Source organism: Flavobacterium johnsoniae (assembly GCF_030388325.1).
GTDB lineage: Bacteria > Bacteroidota > Bacteroidia > Flavobacteriales > Flavobacteriaceae > Flavobacterium > Flavobacterium johnsoniae_C.
Map to the genome: position 1 here is coordinate 566,929 of NZ_CP103794.1, position 21,930 is coordinate 588,858.

Consider the following 21,930-nt stretch of genomic DNA (forward strand, 5'->3'; position numbering starts at 1 on the left):
TTGACTCAATTCAACATATTGTTTTTCAAAAGAAATGCAATTAATTCTGCCACATTTTTCATTTTATATTTTTGAAGAATATTTCGGCGATGCGTTTGGACTGTTAGAAAACTCAAAAACAAATCGTCGGCAATTTCCTGAGTCGATTTTCCTTGAGAAAGTAATAAAGCTATATCGCGTTCTCTTCTGCTCAGACCTGGAATACGTTCTAAATCTTCAGACAATGGCTGACTGATAATCGTTTTTACTTCTTCGCTAAAAACAATTTCTCCATCAATCGCTTTATAAATGCAGTTTTTGAATTCATCAAAAGAAGCGTTTTTCAAAATATAGCCATTTCCTCCGTTTTGAATAAACTGCATTACCAAACTTCTCTCAGATTGGCTGCTCATTCCGATAATGACTATTTTCGGATACTTTTGCTTGATTGTTTTACACAAATCGACTCCATTTATTATGGGAAGAAAAATATCCATTAAAATCAAATCAATTTTATGATCTTCTATATATTCCAAAAGTGATATTCCGGAACCGAATTTTTGTACAATTTCTATATTTTCTAAATCCGCCAATAAGCCAGCTATACCTGAAATAACTATCGGATGATCGTCTACAATTACTGTTCTGTATCTCATAATAATAATTTGAGGTTATATTTTCAATTCTATATAAGTTGAAGTTCCTTTGTTTGGAATAGAATCGATTTCTAGTTTTCCATTCAAAAATGCCACGCGATTTTTAATATTTCTCAATCCCATTCCATCTCTTTTTTCCGCGTGTTTAACATTAAATCCGATTCCGTTATCTTCAACCGTGATATAAAAAACATCTTTGTTTTGCGAGCAGGAAATTAAAATTTGAGAGGCTTTAGCATATTTAAGAGCATTATTCAGAAGTTCTTGAATAATTCTATAAATCATAATTTTAAAATGTTGCGGAAAAGTTGATTTTTTAATTAAATACTGAAAATCAATTGTTGTTTCTGAAGTAGAATGCGAAGCACACAGATCTTTCAAGGCATGTTCCAAACCTAATTTCATTAAACTTTCGGGCATTAAATTTTGAGAAATATTGCGAAGTTCTTTAATCGAATCATTAAGCATTCCGTTAATATTTGGATTGATTTCTTTATTTTCTCGATCGGCAAGATTCAAATGCATTTTTAAACCCGAAAGCATACTGCCGAGACCATCGTGCAATTCTCTAGCAATTCTTTTTCTCTCAATTTCTTCTCCCTCAATCAAAGCATTAGAAATCGATAATTTCTGCTGATTTTCGAGCGCAGATAATTCTTGTTTATGATTTAGCTCTTTTTGAAAACTCAGCTTCTTTTGATAATTGCTGTAAATCCATAAAAACAAAACCGTTAAAAACAACAGAAAAGAAAGCACCGCAAAAAGCATCGAATTCAAACGATTATTGTTGCCTTGCAAAACTGCTTTTTCATTTTCAGATTGAAGCAAATTGATTTTTCTTTCGCTTTCAGCTTTTTTGTATTTCGCTTCGAGTTCTACAATTTCGCTTCTCAATTTTGCATCGTTGAGACTATCGTTTATAACATTGTATTTATTCGAATAAAAATAAGCTTTTGGAAATTCTTTTGTCGCATTATAAACTTTAGACAATTCTTTGTAGTAATTCTTTTTATCTACAATAAAAGGCGTTTTTTCAATTAAATATTCCAAATTACTTTTTGCTTTATCGTAATTTTTGAGTTTAAAAAGAACTTCATATTCAGCAAATTTCAGACGATTTAAAGCAATAGCATTTTGATGATTTTCTGCTGATTTAATTCCTTTTTCAAAACTCACTAATGCTTCTTTATGCTTGTTTTGTTTTGCGAAATAAATTCCTTCCGAATAAAAATAAGAATCGTTTAAGTTTGATTCTGGATATTTTTCTAAAGTCGAATACGCTTTGTCTAAGATTTCTTTAGCGTCGTAAAAATGTTTGAGTTCAACTAAATTTTCTGCGTTTATAATATACGTTTCCATCTTAGATTCTGCCAAAGTTGGCGATTTTTTAGATGTATTTTCAATATATTTCTGCGCTTGACCTAAATATTCCGAAGCTTTTTCACGTTCACTATTATTCATAAAAATAATCGCAACTGCTTTATTCAAAGCACTGATTAACTCATAATCGCCACTTTTTTTAGCAATCGGAATCGCTTCATTGACCAGCAATTTCATATAAGCGTTTTCATTATTCTTTCTTTGCTGCATAATTCCGTAGTTCTGAAGAATAACAGCACGAAGTTTATACGCTTCTTTATTACGATATCTTTTGAGTTTTGAATTAGCGTCGAGCAAAGCCTTTTCAAAACCTTCCATATCTCCTTTTGCAAGAAAACCCGAAGCATTATAAAAAATAGAAGCGTCTTTTAAAAAAGGAAACTTCACTTTTAACCGATTGGCTTGTTCGAGATATTCTTTAGAACTTTTTGCGTTCTGCGCCATTAAAAACAGTTTAGACAATCTAAAACTATTCAAACTTTTTACACTGTCCGATTTTGTGTTTTTTGTGATTTTAACAATACTGTCGATGTACGCAGTATCATCATCTAATGAAAGAATTACCTGAGAATTGGAAATAACGGAGAAAAACAAAAAGAAAAGTAGGGCGTGGATTTTATTCATAATTGTAGGGCAATTACTCAAAGTTATTAAAGCTTAACGACTTTCGAAACAAAACCAAACACTTTTACCTGAAATCAGGTAATAAAAAATACATTTTATCAGGTATTGTTACCCGAATTATTAGCTTCTAACTTTGTTTAAATCAGATTTTGAATATAAATAATTAAAGAATTTACACATGAAAACACAATTGAAACAAATAATGTTAGCATTAACTCTTGTATTTACATTTGCTTCTTGCAGCAGCGACGACGATAAAGGCGGAAACAATTCAAGAGACGTTAAATATGAAATAACAGGAAACTTTTCTGGACAGATCGATGCAGTTTATATGGAGTCTGGAGATGCAGGACAAAGTGTAGATATTACCAAATTACCTTGGACTAAAGAATTTACTGCTTCTGCAGGTACTACTGGTGCTGGAATCCAAGCTTCAGGTCATGGAGGTGTTGTTGATCAAACTTTAACTATAAAAATTTACGTTGGAGGAAAAGTAGAAAAAGAAACAACTGCGAAAGCAAAAGCTGACGGAACAATCATTGCAATTCCAGGCACTTATATATTCCCTCTATAATATTAAAGATTAGGATTTAATTTTTTTGTTTTTGGTAAAGGAAAGCTTCGTAATCGTTACGAAGCTTCTTTTTTTTTATATCTCTTCGAATTCTTTTTTGAAACTTACCAAAATATTTGTTCTTTAATTACAAAGAGCGCAAGGTTATTTGCTCGCAAAGACGCGAAGTCGCAAAGTTTTTTTTCTCGAAATAACAAATCACACACATTGTCTGTCTGAGCGAAGTCGAAGACCACGTGCGTAACTCTACAAAGATTGGCGATTTTGATTGCGGGTCTTCGACTTCGCTCAGACTGACAAAACTAGACGCAAAAAAAATCCCAAACCCCAATCGTAAAATTGGAATTTGGAATTTTTATATTGAAAATTAATTTGGTTATCCTACCAAATTGATGATTTTCCCAGGAACAATAATCACTTTGTTTGGAGTTCTTCCGTCTAATTGTTTTTGAGTTCTTTCGTCTTTCATTACAATTTCTTCGATTTGTTCTTTAGTTAAATCCAAAGGCAATTCGATTGTGAAACGCATTTTTCCGTTGAAAGAAACTGGATATTCTTTATTTGTCTCAACTAAATGTTTCTCTTCGAAAATTGGAAACGCAACTTCTGAAATTGAAGTTGTATGCCCTAACTGCGACCATAATTCTTCTGCAATATGAGGCGCATAAGGCGAAACCAAAATTGCTAACGGCTCTAAAATCGCTCTTGAATGACAGTTTTGAGAAGACAATTCATTTACACAAATCATAAACTGAGAAACCGAAGTATTGAAAGAGAAATTCTCGATATCTTCTGCTACTTTTTTGATGGTTTTATGCAATGATTTTAAGTTGTCTTTTGTTGGTTCGTCGTTGTTTACGATTAAACCATTATCATCAAAATACAATCTCCATAATTTTTTTAAGAAACCGAAAACTCCAGAAATTCCAGCAGTATTCCAAGGTTTTGCCTGTTCTAACGGACCTAAGAACATTTCGTATAAACGTAATGTATCTGCACCGTATTCGTTACAAATATCATCTGGAGTTACAACATTATAGTATGATTTCGACATTTTTTCGACTTCTCGGCCAACAATGTATTTTCCGTTTTCGTCAAAAATAAATTCAGCTGTATTAAAATCTTCTCTCCAAGCTTTGAACTTTTCGATATTCAATTCATCTGAAGAATTAACGAAATTAACATCAACACGAATTGGCTGTACATTTTGTCCTTCAATTTTATTTTTAGATACAAAAGTATTTGTTCCTTCCAATCTGTAAACATAAGCTGTCGTTCCTAAAATCATTCCCTGATTGATCAGTTTTTTGAATGGTTCTTCAGTTGGAGCAAAACCTTTGTCTTTTAAGAATTTATTCCAGAAACGAGAATACAATAAATGTCCAGTTGCGTGCTCGCTTCCTCCAATGTATAAATCTACATTTTCCCAATAAGCTAAAGCTTCTTTACTTGCAAATTCATTTTCATTGTGCGCATCCATATAACGCATCCAATACCATGAACTTCCCGCCCAACCTGGCATTGTATTTAATTCCAATGGAAAAATAGTCACATTGTCAATCAACTGAGTACTAACTACTGAACACTGAACACTGTCCCAAGCCCAAACTGCTGCGTTTCCTAAAGGTGGCAAACCATCTTCGGTTGGCAAATATTTTTCTACTTCTGGCAAAATAATCGGTAAATGTTGTGTATCGATCATTTTTGGTAATCCGTTTACATAATAAACAGGGAACGGTTCTCCCCAATAACGCTGACGAGAGAAAACCGCATCACGCAAACGGTAATTTGTTTTCCCTTTTCCTTGTCCAATTTCTTCTAATTTATAAATTGCTTTTGCTGTCGCATCTTTGTAATTTAATCCGTTTAAGAAATCAGAAGCTGTGATTTCAACGTTATCTTTTGATCCGTAAGCTGCTTCAGAAATATCAACATTCGCGAAAATGTTTTTTATTTCCTGCATTCCTTCAGTTCCTTTAAAGAAATTAGCAAAAGCGTAATCTCTTTCGTCTCCGCAAGGAACCGCCATTACTGCACCAGTTCCGTAACCTGCCAAAACATAATCGCCAATCCAAACCGGAATTGACTCTTTTGTAAATGGATGTTCTGCATAAGCTCCTGTGAAAACTCCTGAAATCGTTTTTACATCGGCCATACGTTCACGCTCAGAACGTTTTGACGTTTTTTCGATATACGCTTCAACCGCTTCTTTTTGTTCTGGTGTTGTAATTTTAGCCACCAAATCATGTTCTGGTGCCAAAGTCATAAAAGTAACTCCAAAAATAGTATCAGGACGAGTGGTGAAAACCTCGATTACTTCATCATGCTTTTTCACATTAAAAGTCACCAAAGCACCAACCGATTTCCCGATCCAGTTTCTTTGAGATTCTTTGATTGACTCACTCCAATCTATATCATTTAAACCTTGAAGCAAGCGTTCGGCATAAGCAGAAATTCGCATACTCCATTGTGTCATTTTTTTTCTTATAACAGGAAAGCCTCCACGTTCCGAAACTCCGTTTACAATTTCGTCATTTGCCAAAACAGTTCCTAAGCCTGGACACCAGTTTACTTCGGTTTCTGCCAAATACGTCATTCTGTATTGCAAAAGGATTTTTTCTTTTTGATCTTCAGAATATGATTTCCATTCGTCAGCAGTAAAAATCGCAACGTTATCATCACAAACTGCTTCAACCAAAGCATTTCCGCTTTCTTCAAAAACAACTACAAGATCTTTAATATCAAATGCTTTTCCTTGTTTTTTGCAATACCAAGAATTAAACAATTGAATAAAAATCCATTGTGTATGTTTGTAATAATCAGGATTTGACGTACGAACTTCGCGCGCCCAATCAAATGAAAAACCGATTTTATCTAATTGTTTTCTGTAACCCGCAATTTGTTTTCCTTCTTTGTCAACGCCACCGTCAATATTTACACGCGTCGTGTCTTCTGGACGCTGACCTGTCTGAATCGCATATTGTTCTGCCGGCAATCCGAAACTATCGTAACCCATTGGATGCAAAACATTGAAACCTTGATGTCTTTTGAAACGAGAATACACATCTGAAGCTATATAACCCAGCGGATGCCCAACGTGTAATCCTGCTCCAGATGGATAAGGAAACATGTCGAGAACATAATGTTTCGGCTTTTCAGAGTTATTTTTTGCTGCAAAAGTTTGATTTTCTGCCCAATATTTTTGCCATTTGGCGTCAATTTCGTTTGGATTGTATTTCATCTTAAAGTTTCAAAGTTGCAAAGTGACAAAGGTCCAAAGGTTTTCTCACTTTAATGAATTATCGCGCAAATTTACATTTATTGTTGCTTGTTCCAAAGCTATTTCGTTGACAAACAAATAAATTTACTTTTTACGTATTATCGATTAAGTAAAAATACGTATTATTGTAATTAAAAAATACTTATTTCGATGATTGAAAATAAGAAATATAAGGTTGAAGTTCGCGTTTGGATTGAAGAAACTGAAGGTGCTTTTCTAGGAATTGGAAAAATCTGGCTTCTCGAAAATATCCGCAAAACGGGATCTATAACCAACGCTGCAAAGGAAATGAAAATGGCGTATCGACAAGCTTGGCAATTGGTTGAAGAAATGAATCAGCGTGCTGAATCTCCTTTAGTCGAAAAACTTCTCGGCGGAAAAGGCGGCGGTGGCGCTCGATTGACCGAAGCTGGAGAAAAAGCAATTGCTGTTTTTTATGAAGTTGAAAATCGAATTAAAGAATTTGCTCAGAAAGAAACTCAAAATCTTAAGTTTTAAAAGATTTACCTCAAAAAATTTAACCGCAAAGTACGCAAGGTTTTATCACACTAAGCTTTGCGAACTTAATATTTAGATCTTACTTACACTCTTCAAAAAGAAACTTTGCGAACTTTGCGTTAAAAAACCTGACGATTAACCGCAAAGGGCCCAAAGCTTTATCACACTAAGCTTTACGAACTTTGCGTTAATAACATTAAGCATTAAAAAATCTTTACGTACTTTGCAGTTAAATCAACTTTTTATTTCCTATCTAATTGTACATTTATAGTATAAAAGTTCGTTAATAACTTTAAATAAAGAAATTCTTTATTATTTTTACCACATAATTTTAGCAAACTATGAGTTCTAACTTTGATAAATTTCAAAAGCGCAGGTTAATTTCCTCTTATTTTTCGGTAGTATTAAGTGTTTTCTTGGTTTTATTCCTTTTAGGAGTACTGGGATTATTCATTATTAATTCTAAAAAACTGGCAGACGATTTTAAAGAAAAAATCGCCATGACTGTTTTCTTCAAAAATGAAGCAAATGATAGCGTTGTCAAAGCCTTTAATACCGAATTAAAAAGAGCGCCATTTGCACTTTCTTATGTGTATGTGTCTAAAGAAAAAGCGGCTAAAGAACACACAGACATTATCGGAGAAGATTTTTTAACCTTTTTAGGAGAAAATCCACTTTTGAATTCATATGATATTCACTTAAAAGCAGATTATGTTGAAAGAGATAGTATCGTGAAAATCGAAAACCGTTTCCGTAAAAATGCAATGGTTTCAGATATTGTTTATGACAAACAATTGGTAAATCTAGTAAACGACAACATCAGAAAAGTAAGTATGTGGATTTTGATTATCAGTGGTTTCTTGACCGTAATTGCTGTTTTATTAATCAATAGTTCATTGCGTTTATCGATACATTCTAATCGTTTTATTATCAAAACGATGCAAATGGTTGGAGCTACAAAAGCATTTATTCGAAAACCATTTGTAACAAGAAGCGTAAAATTAGGAATGCTAGGCGCAGGATTGGCAATTATTGCTTTGATCGCACTTTTACTTTATGTAGAAAGTAATTTCCCAGGTTTAGGAATTTTAGAAGACAAAGCCTTAATCGGATTGGTTTTATTGGCCGTTTTCGGATTGGGAGTTTTAATTACTTGGGTAAGCACGCATTTTGCAACACAACGTTTCTTGAATTTAAGAACTGACGATCTTTATTAATTTTTGATTGCAGTCCCGAAGCCTCGGGATAGATTTTAGATTGAAATATAAACTCATATAAACAGAGGATCAGATTGCTTCGTTCCTCGCAATGACAAAATGAAAAACAACAACAATAACGTAGAACAACAGCCAAAACAGGAATTCCTTTTTGACGGCATCAATTACAAAATCCTTTTAATTGGTATTGCCGTAATTGCTTTAGGATTTATTTTAATGTCTGGCGGAGGAAGTAAAGATCCGAATGTTTTTAACGAAGAAATTTTCAATTTTAGACGTATTCGTTTAGCGCCGACAACTGTTTTAATCGGTTTCGGAATCACGATTTATTCTATATTTAAAAAATCAAAATAAATTGGTTTGTAGATTTTTTGTCACCCTGAGCGAAGTCGAAGGGCAATCTGAAATCTAAAATCTAAAATCTAAAATTCTAAATGAACACATTACAAGCTATTGTTCTTGCCATTATTGAAGGAATTACAGAATTTTTACCTGTTTCTTCAACTGGACACATGATTATTGCCTCTTCTTTTTTTGGAATCGCACACGACGATTTCACAAAACTTTTCACCATTGTAATTCAGCTTGGCGCAATACTTTCAGTTGTAATTTTATACTTCAAACGTTTCTTTCAAACTTTTGATTTTTACTTTAAACTTTTAGTTGCTTTTATTCCTGCCGTAGTTTTAGGATTATTATTAAGCGATATTATTGACGGATTATTAGAAAATCCAGTTACAGTTGCTGTTTCACTTTTAATTGGAGGAATTATTTTATTGAAAGTTGACGAATGGTTTAATAAACCAAACGATCCAGAAGTTTCAACTGAAATTACATATGCAAAAGCTTTAAAAATTGGATTATTTCAATGTCTTGCGATGATTCCTGGAGTTTCTCGAAGCGGTGCAAGTATAGTTGGAGGAATGTCACAAAAATTGACTAGAACTTCAGCAGCTGAATTTTCATTTTTCTTAGCCGTCCCAACTATGTTAGGAGCAACTGCAAAAAAATGCTACGATTATTATAAAGCTGGTTTCGAATTATCTCATGATCAAATAAACATACTTGTTATTGGAAATGTCGTTGCTTTTATTGTAGCGCTTTTAGCCATTAAAACTTTCATCGGATTTTTAACTAAAAATGGTTTCAAAGTTTTTGGTTATTACCGAATTCTTGCTGGAATCATTTTATTATTGATTCACTTTTTCATTCATCCGCTTACCATTATATAATGACACCTGAAGAATATTTAGACGGACAAGTTTTATTGATTGACAAACCATTAAAATGGAGTTCGTTTCAAGCTGTCAATAAATTAAAATACCTTTTAATTAATAAAGTTGGACTTCCTAAAAAGTTCAAAATTGGTCATGCAGGAACTCTAGACCCTTTGGCGACCGGACTTTTATTAATCTGCACCGGAAAATTCACTAAAAAAATATCTGAGCTTCAAGGTCAGGCAAAAGAATATACGGGAACATTTTACATTGGAGCCACTACTCCATCTTATGATTTGGAAACTGAAATCGATCAGACTTTTCCAACCGATCATATTGATGAAGCTTTAATCCATAAAACAGTGAAGCAATTTTTAGGTGAAATCGATCAAAAACCGCCTATTTTTTCTGCCATTAAAAAAGACGGCGTTCGTTTATACGAACATGCGCGTGCGGGAGAAACAGTAGAAATTGCGAGCAGAAAAACGACTATTCACGAATTTGAAATCACAAGAATTGAATTACCAGAAATCGATTTTAGAGTTGTTTGTTCTAAAGGAACTTACATTCGTTCTCTTGCCTTTGATTTTGGAAAAGCGATGAATTCTGGTTCGCATTTAACCGTTTTACGTCGAACTAAAATTGGCGAATACGATGTTAAAAATGCAATTGATATTACTTTGTTTGAAGAAAGTTTTAAATAATAAAAAAGCACATTACTTTTTTATGGAGTAATGTGCCGTGTTTCCTAAAGTCTATAAGTAAAATTATTTCATACTTATTTCCTTGAGTTAATAGTGAGGCACATTTTTTCCTCCAAATAAAAATTGAGAGAAGAAATCATAGAACCTTTCGAATAACTTTTTCATAATAGTGATTTTTTAATTGTTAAACATTAAATAAACACCAATAAAAAGAGTAAATCAGAAAGTTATAATAGACGTGGGTTAGCAATACTAAGATACAAAATTCATCTTAAAACAAAAAGACTTTAAGATAATTTTATCAACCAAATTATTTGTTTATCAACATATTAAGAAAAATCAAAGTCGATTGTACTTGATGTTTTCCATAATTTCCAGCAATTCTTCCTGAACAGAAATTCCTTTGTCTGCCAAATACCATAATTGCAAATCGGTTTTTATTTTTTCGTCAATCGGCCCAACCTCTCTTTTGTGTTTTGCCATTAATTCTGAAGCCCCTTTTGGTCTTGGTCCCCAATCTGTACGAACAATTCCTGCTTCTTTACAAATAACAATTACTTTCGGAATCGCTCTTCCACCATTCGTTAAATAATGACTCATTAAATCTTCATTTTCATCTCGAAATGCAATTCTTAAATCTATTTTTTTATTTGAAGCCAAAGCCATTTTATTCAAAATTGGAAGAATTTGAGCCGCATCTCCACACCAACCTTCAGAAAGAACGAGCCAAATGTAATGATTGTCTAAGTTTTGAAGTTTATTAGCAACATCATCAGAAATTGTGATTGTTTTTTCCAAACGGTTCATTCTCGCTTCATTCAATTTAGAATAATTCGTCAAACTTTCTGATTGTTCATTTCCGGTTGATTTTCCTTCAGATAATAAATCGGTTACAATCTTTCTATATTCAATATAAGAGTGACTATTGAACAAACCTTTGGCTACGATGCTTTTCATATTTTTTATTTTTAGGATATATAAAAATACGAAATTTAGGAAGATGGAGAAAATGACATTTGTCACATTAGAAATAAAATAACATTTAAAACGTATATTGATTTAAATTTGCAACGACAATTAATTTTTTACAAACATTATTTCTAAAAATCAGAATATGTCTATATTTGCACAAATTAACGCGACACACACATGAAATATAAAAGAATTCTTCTAAAACTTAGCGGCGAAGCGCTGATGGGTGATTTACAATACGGTATAGACCCGAAAAGATTAGCCGAATATGCAGATGAAATCAAGCAGATTCACGATAAAGGAGTAGAAATTGCCATCGTTATTGGAGGAGGAAATATATTTAGAGGCGTTGCTGGTGCAAGTGCTGGTATGGACAGAGTTCAAGGAGATTACATGGGAATGCTTGCAACCGTTATTAACGGAATGGCTTTACAAGGCGCTCTTGAAGACAAAGGAATGAAAACACGTCTTCAAACTGCTTTAAAAATGGAATCTATTGCAGAACCATACATTAAAAGAAGAGCAGATCGTCACCTTGAAAAAGGTAGAATTGTAATTTTTGGCGCTGGAACTGGAAATCCTTATTTTACAACTGACACGGCAGCAGTTTTAAGAGGAATTGAAATTAATGCTGATGTTATCCTTAAAGGAACTCGCGTTGATGGCGTTTACGATTCTGATCCAGAGAAAAACGCTTCGGCAGTAAAATTCGACCTTATTACTTTTGATGACGTTCTGAAAAAAGGATTAAATGTGATGGATACAACTGCATTTACTTTAAGCCAGGAAAACAAATTGCCAATCGTTGTTTTTGATATGAATAAAATCGGAAACCTTTTGAAAATTTGTGACGGTGAAAATATCGGAACTGTAGTACATATATAGTCGTCAGTAACAGTTACAGTCGCATTTAACGACTTGATCTGAAAACTGAAAAAGAAAACTGAAAACAAAAAAAAATGACTGAAGAAATAGACTTTATTTTAGAAAGTACTGAAGAATCAATGAACGGTACTATTGCACACTTAGAGAAAGAATTTCTTAATATTCGTGCAGGAAAAGCTTCTCCAGCTATGCTTGGAGGTGTATTTGTAGATTATTACGGATCTCAAACACCGCTTTCTCAGGTATCTAAAATTAGTGTTCCAGATGCTAGAACAATTACATTACAGCCATTTGAAAAAAATATGCTGCAAGCAATTGAAAAAGCAATCTTAATCGCAAACATTGGTTTTAACCCAATGAATAATGGTGATATGGTAATTATCAGTGTACCGCCATTAACAGAAGAGCGTCGTCGTGATTTAGCGAAACAAGCAAAATCTGAAGCTGAAGATGCTAAAATCGGTATTCGTAATTCTCGTAAAGATGCGAATACAGACATTAAAAAATTAGAAAAAGAAGGAACTTCAGAAGATGTTTGTAAATCTGCAGAAGAAGAAGTTCAAAACTTAACAAACGCTTACATCAAAAAAATTGATGAATTATTGGTTGCAAAAGAAGCCGAAATCATGAAAGTTTAAGTAAGATTTGTGATAAAATAAAAATCCGTTTGGTTTATTTGCCAGACGGATTTTTTTATTCCTACTTTTGCATACGAAAATTAAAATCTTTTCGTTTTTGAAACTATATCATTCTGTATGAAGCTATTTTGTTTTTTGACTTTGTTTTTTACGCTTACACTTCAAGCGCAAATTCAAATAAACGGAATCATAACCGATTCGAATAATAAACCTCTTCCGTTTGCCACAATTACGACTTCTGAAAACAACAACACTATTACAGATGTTGATGGAAAGTTTATTTTTAAAATCAGCTCATCGGCAAATACCCTCACCGTATCTTATATTGGTTTTCAAACTAAAACTATTGCTTTATTAAACAGCAAAACTTTTTATGCAGTTTCTCTTGTGCAGCAAACAGATGATTTAAAAGAAGTTGTTGTTTCTAATGAAAATCCAGCATTAACGATAATTCGAAAAGTTATTGCAAACAAATCGCTCAATGATCCGCAGAAGAAACTCACTAATTTTGAATATAAAACGTATAACAAACTTATAGTAACCGCCAATCCGGATTCTATCGACGGCCGAATAGATTCTAGTGCATCATATAAAAATCTGGATAAAAAAATCATCAATATTGATTCTTCCGATTATAAATTCAAAGAGATTGTAAGCAAACAACATTTGTTTCAAACAGAAAAAGTTTCGCAATATCAATTCGCAAACAATAAATTAAAAGAAACTGTTCTTGGAACTAAAATAGCGGGTTTCAAACAGCCGATTTATGAAGTTCTGGCATTCAACTTACAATCTATTTCTATTTACGATCCGAAATATGAATTGTTTGAAACGAAATATGAAAATCCGATTTCGAGTTCTGCTCCTTCAAGCTATAATTACAAATTGTTAGACACCGTAAGCATTCGCGGACGTGATACTTACATGATTTATTTCAAAAACAAATCGAAACGAAAATCATCTGGTTTAGAAGGTGTTTTATATATTGATAAAGAAAATTTTGCCGTTGCAAAAGCCGTAATGCGCGTTAAAGGCGTTTTGGATATCAGTGGAATTCATGAATTTGAATATATTCCGAAAGAGAAAATTTGGTTTCAAAGCAATACAACATTCAAAATTGTAAAAGGAAAAAATGACGATGATATTAGAATTTTGGGAGGAACGATTCAATTTGACGGAGACGTTGAAGAGAATTTCGAACCTAGAAAAAAAGTCGCTTCTGATTTTACTTATCTAATTTCTGAAAGTAATAGCTTTGATATTCGTGTCAACACCAACAATCCGATAAAAAATCCATCGCTTTATATCGAAATTAAAGACGATGCGGCAAAAAAACCAGAAAACTTCTGGGAAGGGTATCGTAAAGAAAATCTTGATTTAAAAAGCCAGAAAACGTATTTATTGCTAGACAGTCTTTCTGTAAGCAATCGAGTTGAAAAACGTTTAGGAATTGGAAGAAAAATCATTAATGGCTTTTATCCGATTGGACCTGTAGATTTGGATTTGAAGAAAATCATCAGTTATAATAATTATGAAGGATTCAGACTTGGATTGGGAGGAATTACCAATGATCGTTTTTCTAAAAATTTCAGAATTGAAGGCTATGGCGCGTATGGAACAAAAGACGGTGTTTTTAAATACAGCGTAGGTTCTGGAGTTTTATTAGACAAATACACCAATACTTGGCTTAACGGATATTATACAGATGATGTTCGAGAAATTGCAAGTACTGTTTTTGCAGTTGACAAACGTGTTTTCAAAATTTATGATCCACGACCTATTAACATTAGTACTTTTTACCATTATACGGCTTGGAAAGCAAATGTGCAAACCAAAATTATTCCGAAAACAGAAGCTGTTTTCGAATTAGCCAGAACATATGTCGAACCTAAATTTGATTATCTTTTTAATTATAACGGACAGCTGTATTCTCATTATGTGATGACAACAGCAATGGCATCTATTGTTTGGGCGCCATTTAGCGATTTCATGCAAACGCCAACTGGAAGAACAGAATCTGATAAGAGATTTCCAAGGTTTACGTTTCAATTTACGCAGTCTTTGCCAGACGTTTTAGATAATGATTTTAAATTCAGCAAAATCGATTTTAAAACAGAATACGAGAAAAAATATCTAAACGGTCAAAAAACAAGTTTGCTTTTACAAGCAGGTTATGCAACTGGCGATGTTCCGATTACGCATTTGTACAATACGATGCCTAACAATTTAACCAAAGAAACTGTTATTCAGCGTATTACTTTTGCTGGTAGAAATAGTTTTGAAACCATGTTTTTTAATGAATTTTTCTCTAGTCAATACGTTTTTTTCCAAATTAAACATGGTTTTGATCGAATTAAAATCATGAAAAAAGTCCGTCCATCTTTGGTTTTGGTAACAAGAATGGCTTGGGGACATATGGAAAATCCAGAACAGCACGTTGGACCAGATTATAAAACATTGGACAAAGGTTTCTTTGAATCAGGAATTGAATTGAACAAAATTTTCAAAGGTTTTGGTTTGGGCGGATTCTATCGTTACGGCCCAAATCAGCTGTTGAAATTTGAAGATAATATTGCGGTTAAGATTTCTTATGTTCTTGATTTGGGACTTTAATTTTTATTGAGATTTTAACGCAAAGGCCGCAAAGTTTTTTCGCAAAGGTCGCTAAAGATAATTTTAGGAAATAAATTTTGATGAGAGCGCAAAGCTATTACTTATTTTGTCTTCCTGAGCAATCCCGAGGCTTCGGGAGAAGGATCGTTTAGTAATTCTATAAAGAAAATCTCCAAATTATAATTATAGAAAAAAATAAAATCCCAAATTCAAACAAGAATTTGGGATTTTTTATATTGAAATTTCTAAAATATTACGGTTTCAAAATCAAAACCGAAGGTGTATTATTCAACCATGTACTTTGAGATTCGATTAGTTTTTTCCAGCTGTCTAAACTTATAATCATTAAATCCTGGCCGTCTAAAAACTCTTTTTTAATTGTTCTGTCATTCATAATCATAATATGATTTGGAGCAATCTGTTCTATAGATCGGATAGTTTCCTGAATATCGCGTGTGTTTTTAACTTCACCGCTAGCATCTAAAACCGTAATTTGCGAACCATTATTATTGATTAATTTTTTAGCATAATCTATCAAAAACGCATCTTCTTTACTAAAAACAGGAATAAAAACCTGATTGATTTCTTCTAAATCTTTATCGATAAAAATACCAACTGGCATTTTGGTTTTTGCAATAATATGACGAGTTCTTTCATCAAAAGGATTATTTTCGAACAAACCTTCTTTTCCTGTAAACTTATCAATTAGACGATCTGGATTTACAATTCGGGTGGTAAAACCAAGAATTTTTCCAAGAAGAGTTCCGTCAAAAATAGATTGTCCTAAACCGATCAATAACAAGTCATATTCTCCATTATTTGCCGAATCAATAATATCAGTATCAATATCATTAGAAACTTTAAACAGACTCACAACATTCTGATTCAAACGATTAGATTCTTCTATAACTGGAACCAGCATTTTTCGTTCGTGATCTTTTACATCAAAAGAGTGAATTTCTGTACTTAATGATAAATGCATTGCGGTTACAATCGAATTATCCGGCTGTTTCTTAACCAAACTGTTCGCAATTTGAAGCAATTTTTTCCCTCTTTCTGGAGTCGCAAACGAAAGCAGAATTTTGTATTTGCTTTTATTTCCAATTTCCTGTGGTACGGCTGTTTCTTTATCTTTAAAAATAAATCCGATGAAATCTAAAGCTGGACCTGTCATAAAAGTGGTAACCAAAGCCATAATAACCATCATGGTAAAAATCTCTGTAGACAAAACTCCAAGATCATAACCGATATTCAAAACAACAAGTTCCATTAATCCGCGAGTATTCATAAGAGCTCCGATAGACAAACTGTCTTTCCAGTTTTGCCCGACAAATTTTGCGGCTAGCGCACTTCCAAAGAATTTACCTGCAACTGCAACAGCAATAATTAATCCTGTTATTTTCCATAATTCAGGATCATTTAGCAAGCCTATTTGTGTACGCAAACCTGTAAATACGAAAAACAAAGGCAGTAAAACAATAATCGCAACATCTTCTACTTTTTCGATAAATATATTTCTGAACTTACTGTTTTCTGGCATAATTGCTCCCGCTAAGAAAGCTCCGAATAAAGCGTGAATTCCGATTAATTCTGAAGCATACGCCGAAATTAAAAGTGTAATAAAGAAAATTGCAACAACTGGTTTATTCAAACTTTCGCGAGTTGCATTTAAATCTCCAACACGTTTCAAGAACGGACGAACGATTTTCAGCATTACAATTACATACAGAATCGCTAAACCAATAACATATAACGAACTTGTAAACGAACCCGCTTTTACAATGGCAATTACAACTGCCAAAATACACCAAGCCGTAATATCATCGGCAGCGGCGCAAGTAATGGCGATAGTTCCGAGTTTTGTTTTCTGCATTCCTCTTTCCTGAACAATTCTAGCCAAAACCGGAAAAGCAGTAATACTCATGGCAATTCCCATAAATAATCCGAAAGAAGAAAATTCAACACCAATTGGGGCAAAAGTGTGGTATATAAAATAAGCTAAACTTAATCCTAATGCAAAAGGAATAACAATACTCGCGTGACTAATAACAACAGCATCATGCGCTTTGTTTTTTAGCACTTTAAGATCCAATTCCATTCCGATAACGAACATGAAAAGAATTAAACCAATCTGGCTTAAAAACTGTAAGTTCCCTAAAGATTCTTTTGGAAATAAAGCGGAAGAAAATTCAGGAAAATACATTCCGACCAAAGATGGGCCTAGAACAATCCCTGCAATCATTTCTCCGATTACAGACGGCTGACCGATTTTTCTGAAAAACCATCCAAATAAACGGGCAACTAAAATAATGGTTACAATCTGCGCCAATAAAATGGCTAAAGGATGCTGTAAATTATGAACCATAGAATCCAGAAAATCATTCCAATGGTTGCTTTCGATTTGTTTTTTAACGATGTTTCGTCCCGCTTCTAATGCGACACCTTTTGAAATTACCCAATAAATCAGCGCTGTAAAACCGCCAATAATTGTAATGTAAAATACAGAGTTTTTAATGTTATTCATAACTCGTTCTTTTGATTTATTGCCGCAAATATCAGAACTGAGTTTTAAGTGAAGAAGCAAATTTCCAGCTAATTTTCAATGTATGTAACAAGTCGGAAAAACTTTGTAATAAGTTATAATTTCACCTTTTTCAAAAAATCAGAACGATAAGTTTCGCTCAGAATTAGAGCCGTATTTTTATTGTTTTCTTCTAAATGATGAAGCACAATTTCGTTATGGTTAAAGAATTTTATTGCCTTTACCGCGACTATTTCTTTCTTGTTGATTCTACAGAAATCGGCATCGGGCAATTCTTTTAAAAGTGTGTCGAATTTTACATTTTTCAAATTCAGAAAACTTCCGTCTGCCAATAAAACTGTTTTATCTCGGCTATCACTTGCTGCTGTTGTGATGTATTGGATTTTATTGAAATACAAAAGCGTCTTCCCTTTATCTGTATTCAATTGAATAAACTTTTTAGAATTATCCGATTTATCAAAACGTTCAAAAGCTTTCGTAATCGCTTTTTGAAGACGCTCCAGTTTTACAGGTTTTGTGATATAATCAACCGCATCAATATTAAAAGCATCGGCGGCATAATCTTTATAAGCCGTGCAGAAAATCACCAGTTTATTGTCCAGCATTTCAGCCAAATGCAAACCATCCATTCCTGGCATTTCGATATCAGAAATTAAGAGATCAAAATCCAGTTCGGGAATATCAGACAAAAGTTTCTGCGGATTGTTAAATGTCTTTACAATTTCCAGTTCCGGAATTTGCTCGCAAAGCATTTTTAGGTAAGTCAATCCCGGAAGCTCATCGTCCAGAAGCAAGCATTTCAGTTTTGTATTCAAGTAAATCTATTTTTAAATGTGCAATATAAATGTCGTTTTCTACAAACTTATCGAGTTTAAAATTATTCTTGTAGATAATTCGCAGTCGATGTTCTAAAGTCGCGTGTCCGAAACCGCTTCGCTCCTTTTTTAATACTTTTTTATCGGAGATTTTATTAGAAACCGTCATAAAAAAAGCATTGTCTTTAAACTCAAAAACAACCGAAATAAAAGCGTCGGCACTTTGAAGATCGGCATGTTTAAAAGCATTTTCGATTAAATCAATAGAAATCAAAGGCGCCAACAAAGGCTGATCGTATAATTTATCGTCTTCGTTAATATTGGTTTTGATTTTTAATTCAAAAAGCGGACTTATTTTTATTTTATTGATTTCGATTAAATTCAGTGCAAAATTGATTTCTTCTTTTGCCGTTACGAATTTCTTTTTGCTTTCGTATAAAATATAATCCAGAACATTTGCCAGTTTATCTAGCGCAAAATAAGTTTGATAAGCATGCGATTGAATCGAATTTAAAATATTTTTAAACAAATGCGGATTCAGTTTCGATTCTAAATTTTCCAGCTGCAGATCGTTTACTTTAGATTCTAAAGCATAAAAACTTTTCTCTGCATCATCTTTCGCTTTTTTGATTTGCATTAATTGATAAATCATAAAACAAATGATAATGATGAGCAATAGCAGAATTGCTAGGAAAATAAAAGTTGTTGTATTGTTTTGCTGCATAAAACTGTTTTGAATTATTTGTATGATATCAATTGTAGTTTTCAAAAGATTTCAGTACAAATATGAGAAAAGCTACTCATTCTATAACAAAAACTAACAAAATTCTCACAACAGAACCTCGTTCAGAGATGTGTTAACATTAAGTAAAATACAATCGATTATTTATGATTTCGAGCACTTTTCACTACATTTGCATCCATTTTTAAAGAATATATGAAAAACGCTGTCCAAGTCGGATTTTGGGAGAAATTGGCCCGAATTATACTTAAAAACAGAATAACTATTTTAGTTATTCTTTCCTTGTTAACTGTTTTCTTTGGTTATCAATGGAAAAACTTGTCTATGACTTATACCGAAGCCAATCTGCTTCCAAAAGATCATATTGCCAATAAAGAATATCAAAAATTCCTAGATAAATTTGGTGAAGAAGGAAATCTAATTGTTATTGGTTTTAAAGATCCTAAGTTTTTTACACCTAAAAATTACGCTGCTTGGACCGAATTGATGAATGGTCTGAAAAAAGCAAAGGAAGTAGATTTGGTAATTTCTTTGAACGATTTAAAGAAATTGGAAAAAGATACTGTAAACCAAAAATTTGTTCTTGCCCCTTTTATTCAAGAAAGCAAAGCTCTTGATCCGGCTTATTTAAAAACGGTTCAATACGATTTGTTTCACAATCTTCCTTTTTACGAAGGACTTTTGTTTAACAAAGAAAGCGGTAGCGTTCGTTCTGCCATTTACATGAACAAAGCGCTGGTAAATACTGCTGAAAGAAAGGTTTTTATCTTAAAAGATTTAGTTCCGAAAATCGATAAATTCGAAAAAACTACTGGAATCGATCTTAAAGTTTCTGGAATGCCATACATCCGTACAATCAACGCGGACAATATGAAAGGCGAAATTGGGCTTTTCATTGGAGCGTCTTTATTGACGGTTTCTTTGATTTTCTTTTTCTTTTTCCGTTCGTTTAGAGCTACTTTTATTTCGATTTGTATTTTAATTGTCGGTGTAACCTGGTCGTTTGGAACACTTGGATTATTTGGTTACAAAATCACGATTTTAACAGCAATTATTCCGCCACTGATTATCGTAATCGGAATTACAAACTGTATTTTCCTGATTAATAAATATCAGCAGGAAATTAAGATTCATAACAATCAGGCAAAAGCTTTACAGCGTGTTATTTCAAAAATTGGATCTTCAACTTTGATGACCAATTTAACGGCTGCGATTGGTTTTGCAACCTTGATGATTACAGGAAACGAATTGCTTTTTGAGTTCGGATTGGTAACTTCAATCAACGTACTTTCTGTTTATACTTTGACACTTTTTATCGTGCCAATTATTTACAGTTTTATGCCGTTGCCAAAAGCAAAACACTTATACCACTTAGACAAAACATACATTTCGACACTTTTAAACACGGTTGCAACAGTAGTAAAAGGCAAAAAAACAATCGTTTATATTATTTATGCGATACTTTTTGCAGTAAGTTTAAATGGAGTTAGACAAATGAAAGTGTCGGGAAGTTTAATTGGCGAAATGCCGAAAAGCGCTTCTTTCTTTAAAGATATTTTATTTTACGAAAAAGAATTCAACGGCGTAATGCCGCTTGAAATTATGATTGACACCAAAAAGAAAAAAGGTGTTATGAAACCATCGACAATTCGTAAAATGGATGAATTGCAAAATACTATTTCCGAAGTTCCAGAATTGGCAAAACCAGTTTCGGTTGTAAACTTGGTTAAATATGCAAAACAGGCTTTCTACAACGGAAATCCTGAATATTACCAATTGCCAACTTCTCAAGAACAAACTTTCATTTTAGGTTATGCTAAAAATGCAACCAAAAACAGTAAAGAAAACTTAATGAAAGCCTATGTGGATTCGACTGGACAATATGCCAGAATTACCACTTTCATGAAAGATATCGGGACAGATGAAATGGCAAAAGTAGAAGGAAAACTGCGCAAGAAAATTGACGAGATTTTCCCTAAAGAACGTTATGAAGTTACAATTACAGGAAAAGCGTTGGTTTTCCAAAAAGGAACAACTTATTTGGCGCACAACTTAATCGAATCCTTATTGTTTGCGATTTTGACGATTGCAATTTTAATGCTGTATTTATTCCGTTCGTTCAAAATGGTAGCTGCTTCTTTGATTACGAATATTTTACCGCTTTGCATCACTTCGGGATTAATGGGTTATTTCGGAATTCCGTTAAAACCATCAACGATTCTGGTATTCAGTATCGCATTCGGAATCTCAGTAGATAATGCAATTCAGTTTATGGCGAAATACAAACATGATCTGATGCAAAACAAAGGAAAAGTAAAGAAATCTGTTTTCAGCGCCTTAAGAGAAACTGGAGTAAGTACATTCTATACTTCTGTGGTTTTGATTTTAGGTTTTGCGACTTTTACCTTATCAAGCTTCAGCGGAACTATTGCTTTAGGAGGATTAATTTCTTGTACTTTGGTTTTTGCGATGTTTGCAAACTTGGTTGTATTGCCTTCATTGGTTTTAACTTTCGAAAAGAAAAAAACTAAGAAAGAAGAATTAGAGAATTTGGAGAAGTAATTTTTTGCTGCAAATTCACAAGTTAAAATAAA

General features: G+C 33.1%; 17 protein-coding genes. 10 read left to right on the forward strand and 7 right to left on the reverse strand.

All coding sequences use genetic code 11. From position 1 onward, the window contains the following. Window positions 1-5 precede the first annotated feature (5 nt). Together NYQ10_RS02700 and NYQ10_RS02705 are read right to left on the reverse strand one after the other, a co-directional pair. Window positions 6-635 carry a response regulator transcription factor gene (locus NYQ10_RS02700; RefSeq protein WP_289878786.1) on the reverse strand — a complete coding sequence of 210 codons (630 nt, stop codon included), beginning with the start codon at window positions 633-635 and terminating at the stop codon, window positions 6-8. Between the two features lie 15 nt (window positions 636-650). Beyond that, entirely contained in the window at window positions 651-2,639 is a 1,989-nt protein-coding gene (locus NYQ10_RS02705; protein WP_289878787.1) for an ATP-binding protein, read from the reverse strand. A gap of 178 nt (window positions 2,640-2,817) precedes the next feature. Between NYQ10_RS02705 and NYQ10_RS02710 the strand changes: the two genes are divergently transcribed. Further along, window positions 2,818-3,213: an MmpS family transport accessory protein gene (locus NYQ10_RS02710; protein WP_289878788.1), complete on the forward strand. Its 396-nt coding sequence runs from the start codon at window positions 2,818-2,820 to the stop codon at window positions 3,211-3,213. Between the two features lie 376 nt (window positions 3,214-3,589). On the opposite strand, the gene leuS is transcribed toward NYQ10_RS02710, so the two are convergent. Next, on the reverse strand, window positions 3,590-6,454 hold the full coding sequence (gene leuS / locus NYQ10_RS02715) for a leucine--tRNA ligase (RefSeq protein ID WP_289878789.1): 2,865 nt from the start codon (window positions 6,452-6,454) through the stop codon (window positions 3,590-3,592). A 189-nt stretch (window positions 6,455-6,643) separates the two neighbouring features. Between leuS and NYQ10_RS02720 the strand changes: the two genes are divergently transcribed. The 5 genes from NYQ10_RS02720 to truB all read left to right on the forward strand — a co-directional run bounded on the left by NYQ10_RS02720 (window position 6,644) and on the right by truB (window position 10,129). Then, entirely contained in the window at window positions 6,644-6,991 is a 348-nt protein-coding gene (locus tag NYQ10_RS02720) for a winged helix-turn-helix domain-containing protein (RefSeq protein ID WP_289878790.1), read from the forward strand. Between the two features lie 341 nt (window positions 6,992-7,332). Beyond that, a complete protein-coding gene (locus NYQ10_RS02725; protein ID WP_276171927.1) occupies window positions 7,333-8,208 on the forward strand; it encodes a cell division protein FtsX in 876 nt (291 codons plus the stop codon). Between the two features lie 99 nt (window positions 8,209-8,307). Then, the gene (locus NYQ10_RS02730) at window positions 8,308-8,562 is read left to right on the forward strand and encodes a DUF3098 domain-containing protein (protein WP_289878791.1); all 255 of its coding nucleotides are present in this window, start codon (window positions 8,308-8,310) and stop codon (window positions 8,560-8,562) included. A gap of 80 nt (window positions 8,563-8,642) precedes the next feature. Continuing rightward, window positions 8,643-9,440: an undecaprenyl-diphosphate phosphatase gene (locus tag NYQ10_RS02735; RefSeq protein ID WP_289878792.1), complete on the forward strand. Its 798-nt coding sequence runs from the start codon at window positions 8,643-8,645 to the stop codon at window positions 9,438-9,440. Further along, window positions 9,440-10,129: a tRNA pseudouridine(55) synthase TruB gene (gene truB / locus NYQ10_RS02740; protein ID WP_289878793.1), complete on the forward strand. Its 690-nt coding sequence runs from the start codon at window positions 9,440-9,442 to the stop codon at window positions 10,127-10,129. The genes NYQ10_RS02735 and truB overlap by 1 nt, the downstream gene beginning before the upstream one ends. A 339-nt stretch (window positions 10,130-10,468) precedes the next feature. Here truB and NYQ10_RS02745 read toward each other — a convergent pair whose 3' ends face one another. After that, window positions 10,469-11,086 carry a thioredoxin family protein gene (locus tag NYQ10_RS02745; protein WP_289878794.1) on the reverse strand — a complete coding sequence of 206 codons (618 nt, stop codon included), beginning with the start codon at window positions 11,084-11,086 and terminating at the stop codon, window positions 10,469-10,471. A 192-nt stretch (window positions 11,087-11,278) separates the two neighbouring features. On the opposite strand from NYQ10_RS02745, the gene pyrH reads away from it, so the two are divergent. The 3 genes from pyrH to NYQ10_RS02760 all read left to right on the forward strand — a co-directional run bounded on the left by pyrH (window position 11,279) and on the right by NYQ10_RS02760 (window position 15,237). Beyond that, complete coding sequence (gene pyrH / locus NYQ10_RS02750; RefSeq protein WP_184159517.1) at window positions 11,279-11,986, forward strand: UMP kinase; 708 nt, start codon at window positions 11,279-11,281, stop codon at window positions 11,984-11,986. Window positions 11,987-12,060: 74 nt separating this feature from the next. Next, window positions 12,061-12,624 carry a ribosome recycling factor gene (gene frr, locus NYQ10_RS02755; protein WP_276171921.1) on the forward strand — a complete coding sequence of 188 codons (564 nt, stop codon included), beginning with the start codon at window positions 12,061-12,063 and terminating at the stop codon, window positions 12,622-12,624. Between the two features lie 117 nt (window positions 12,625-12,741). Further along, entirely contained in the window at window positions 12,742-15,237 is a 2,496-nt protein-coding gene (locus NYQ10_RS02760) for a DUF5686 family protein (RefSeq protein ID WP_289878795.1), read from the forward strand. A gap of 253 nt (window positions 15,238-15,490) precedes the next feature. Here NYQ10_RS02760 and NYQ10_RS02765 read toward each other — a convergent pair whose 3' ends face one another. The 3 genes from NYQ10_RS02765 to NYQ10_RS02775 form a co-directional block, all read right to left on the reverse strand. Further along, complete coding sequence (locus tag NYQ10_RS02765; RefSeq protein WP_289878796.1) at window positions 15,491-17,761, reverse strand: cation:proton antiporter; 2,271 nt, start codon at window positions 17,759-17,761, stop codon at window positions 15,491-15,493. 113 nt (window positions 17,762-17,874) lie between these two features. Beyond that, window positions 17,875-18,594, reverse strand: coding sequence for a LytR/AlgR family response regulator transcription factor (locus NYQ10_RS02770; protein ID WP_276171918.1), 720 nt, complete (start codon window positions 18,592-18,594; stop codon window positions 17,875-17,877). Continuing rightward, window positions 18,557-19,318, reverse strand: coding sequence for a sensor histidine kinase (locus NYQ10_RS02775; RefSeq protein ID WP_276171917.1), 762 nt, complete (start codon window positions 19,316-19,318; stop codon window positions 18,557-18,559). Before NYQ10_RS02775 ends, NYQ10_RS02770 begins: the two co-directional genes overlap by 38 nt. A gap of 213 nt (window positions 19,319-19,531) precedes the next feature. Here NYQ10_RS02775 and NYQ10_RS02780 point away from each other — a divergent pair, with 213 nt between their 5' ends. Further along, window positions 19,532-21,898, forward strand: a complete 2,367-nt coding sequence (locus NYQ10_RS02780) for an efflux RND transporter permease subunit (protein ID WP_289878797.1) — start codon at window positions 19,532-19,534, stop codon at window positions 21,896-21,898. Window positions 21,899-21,930 lie beyond the last annotated feature (32 nt).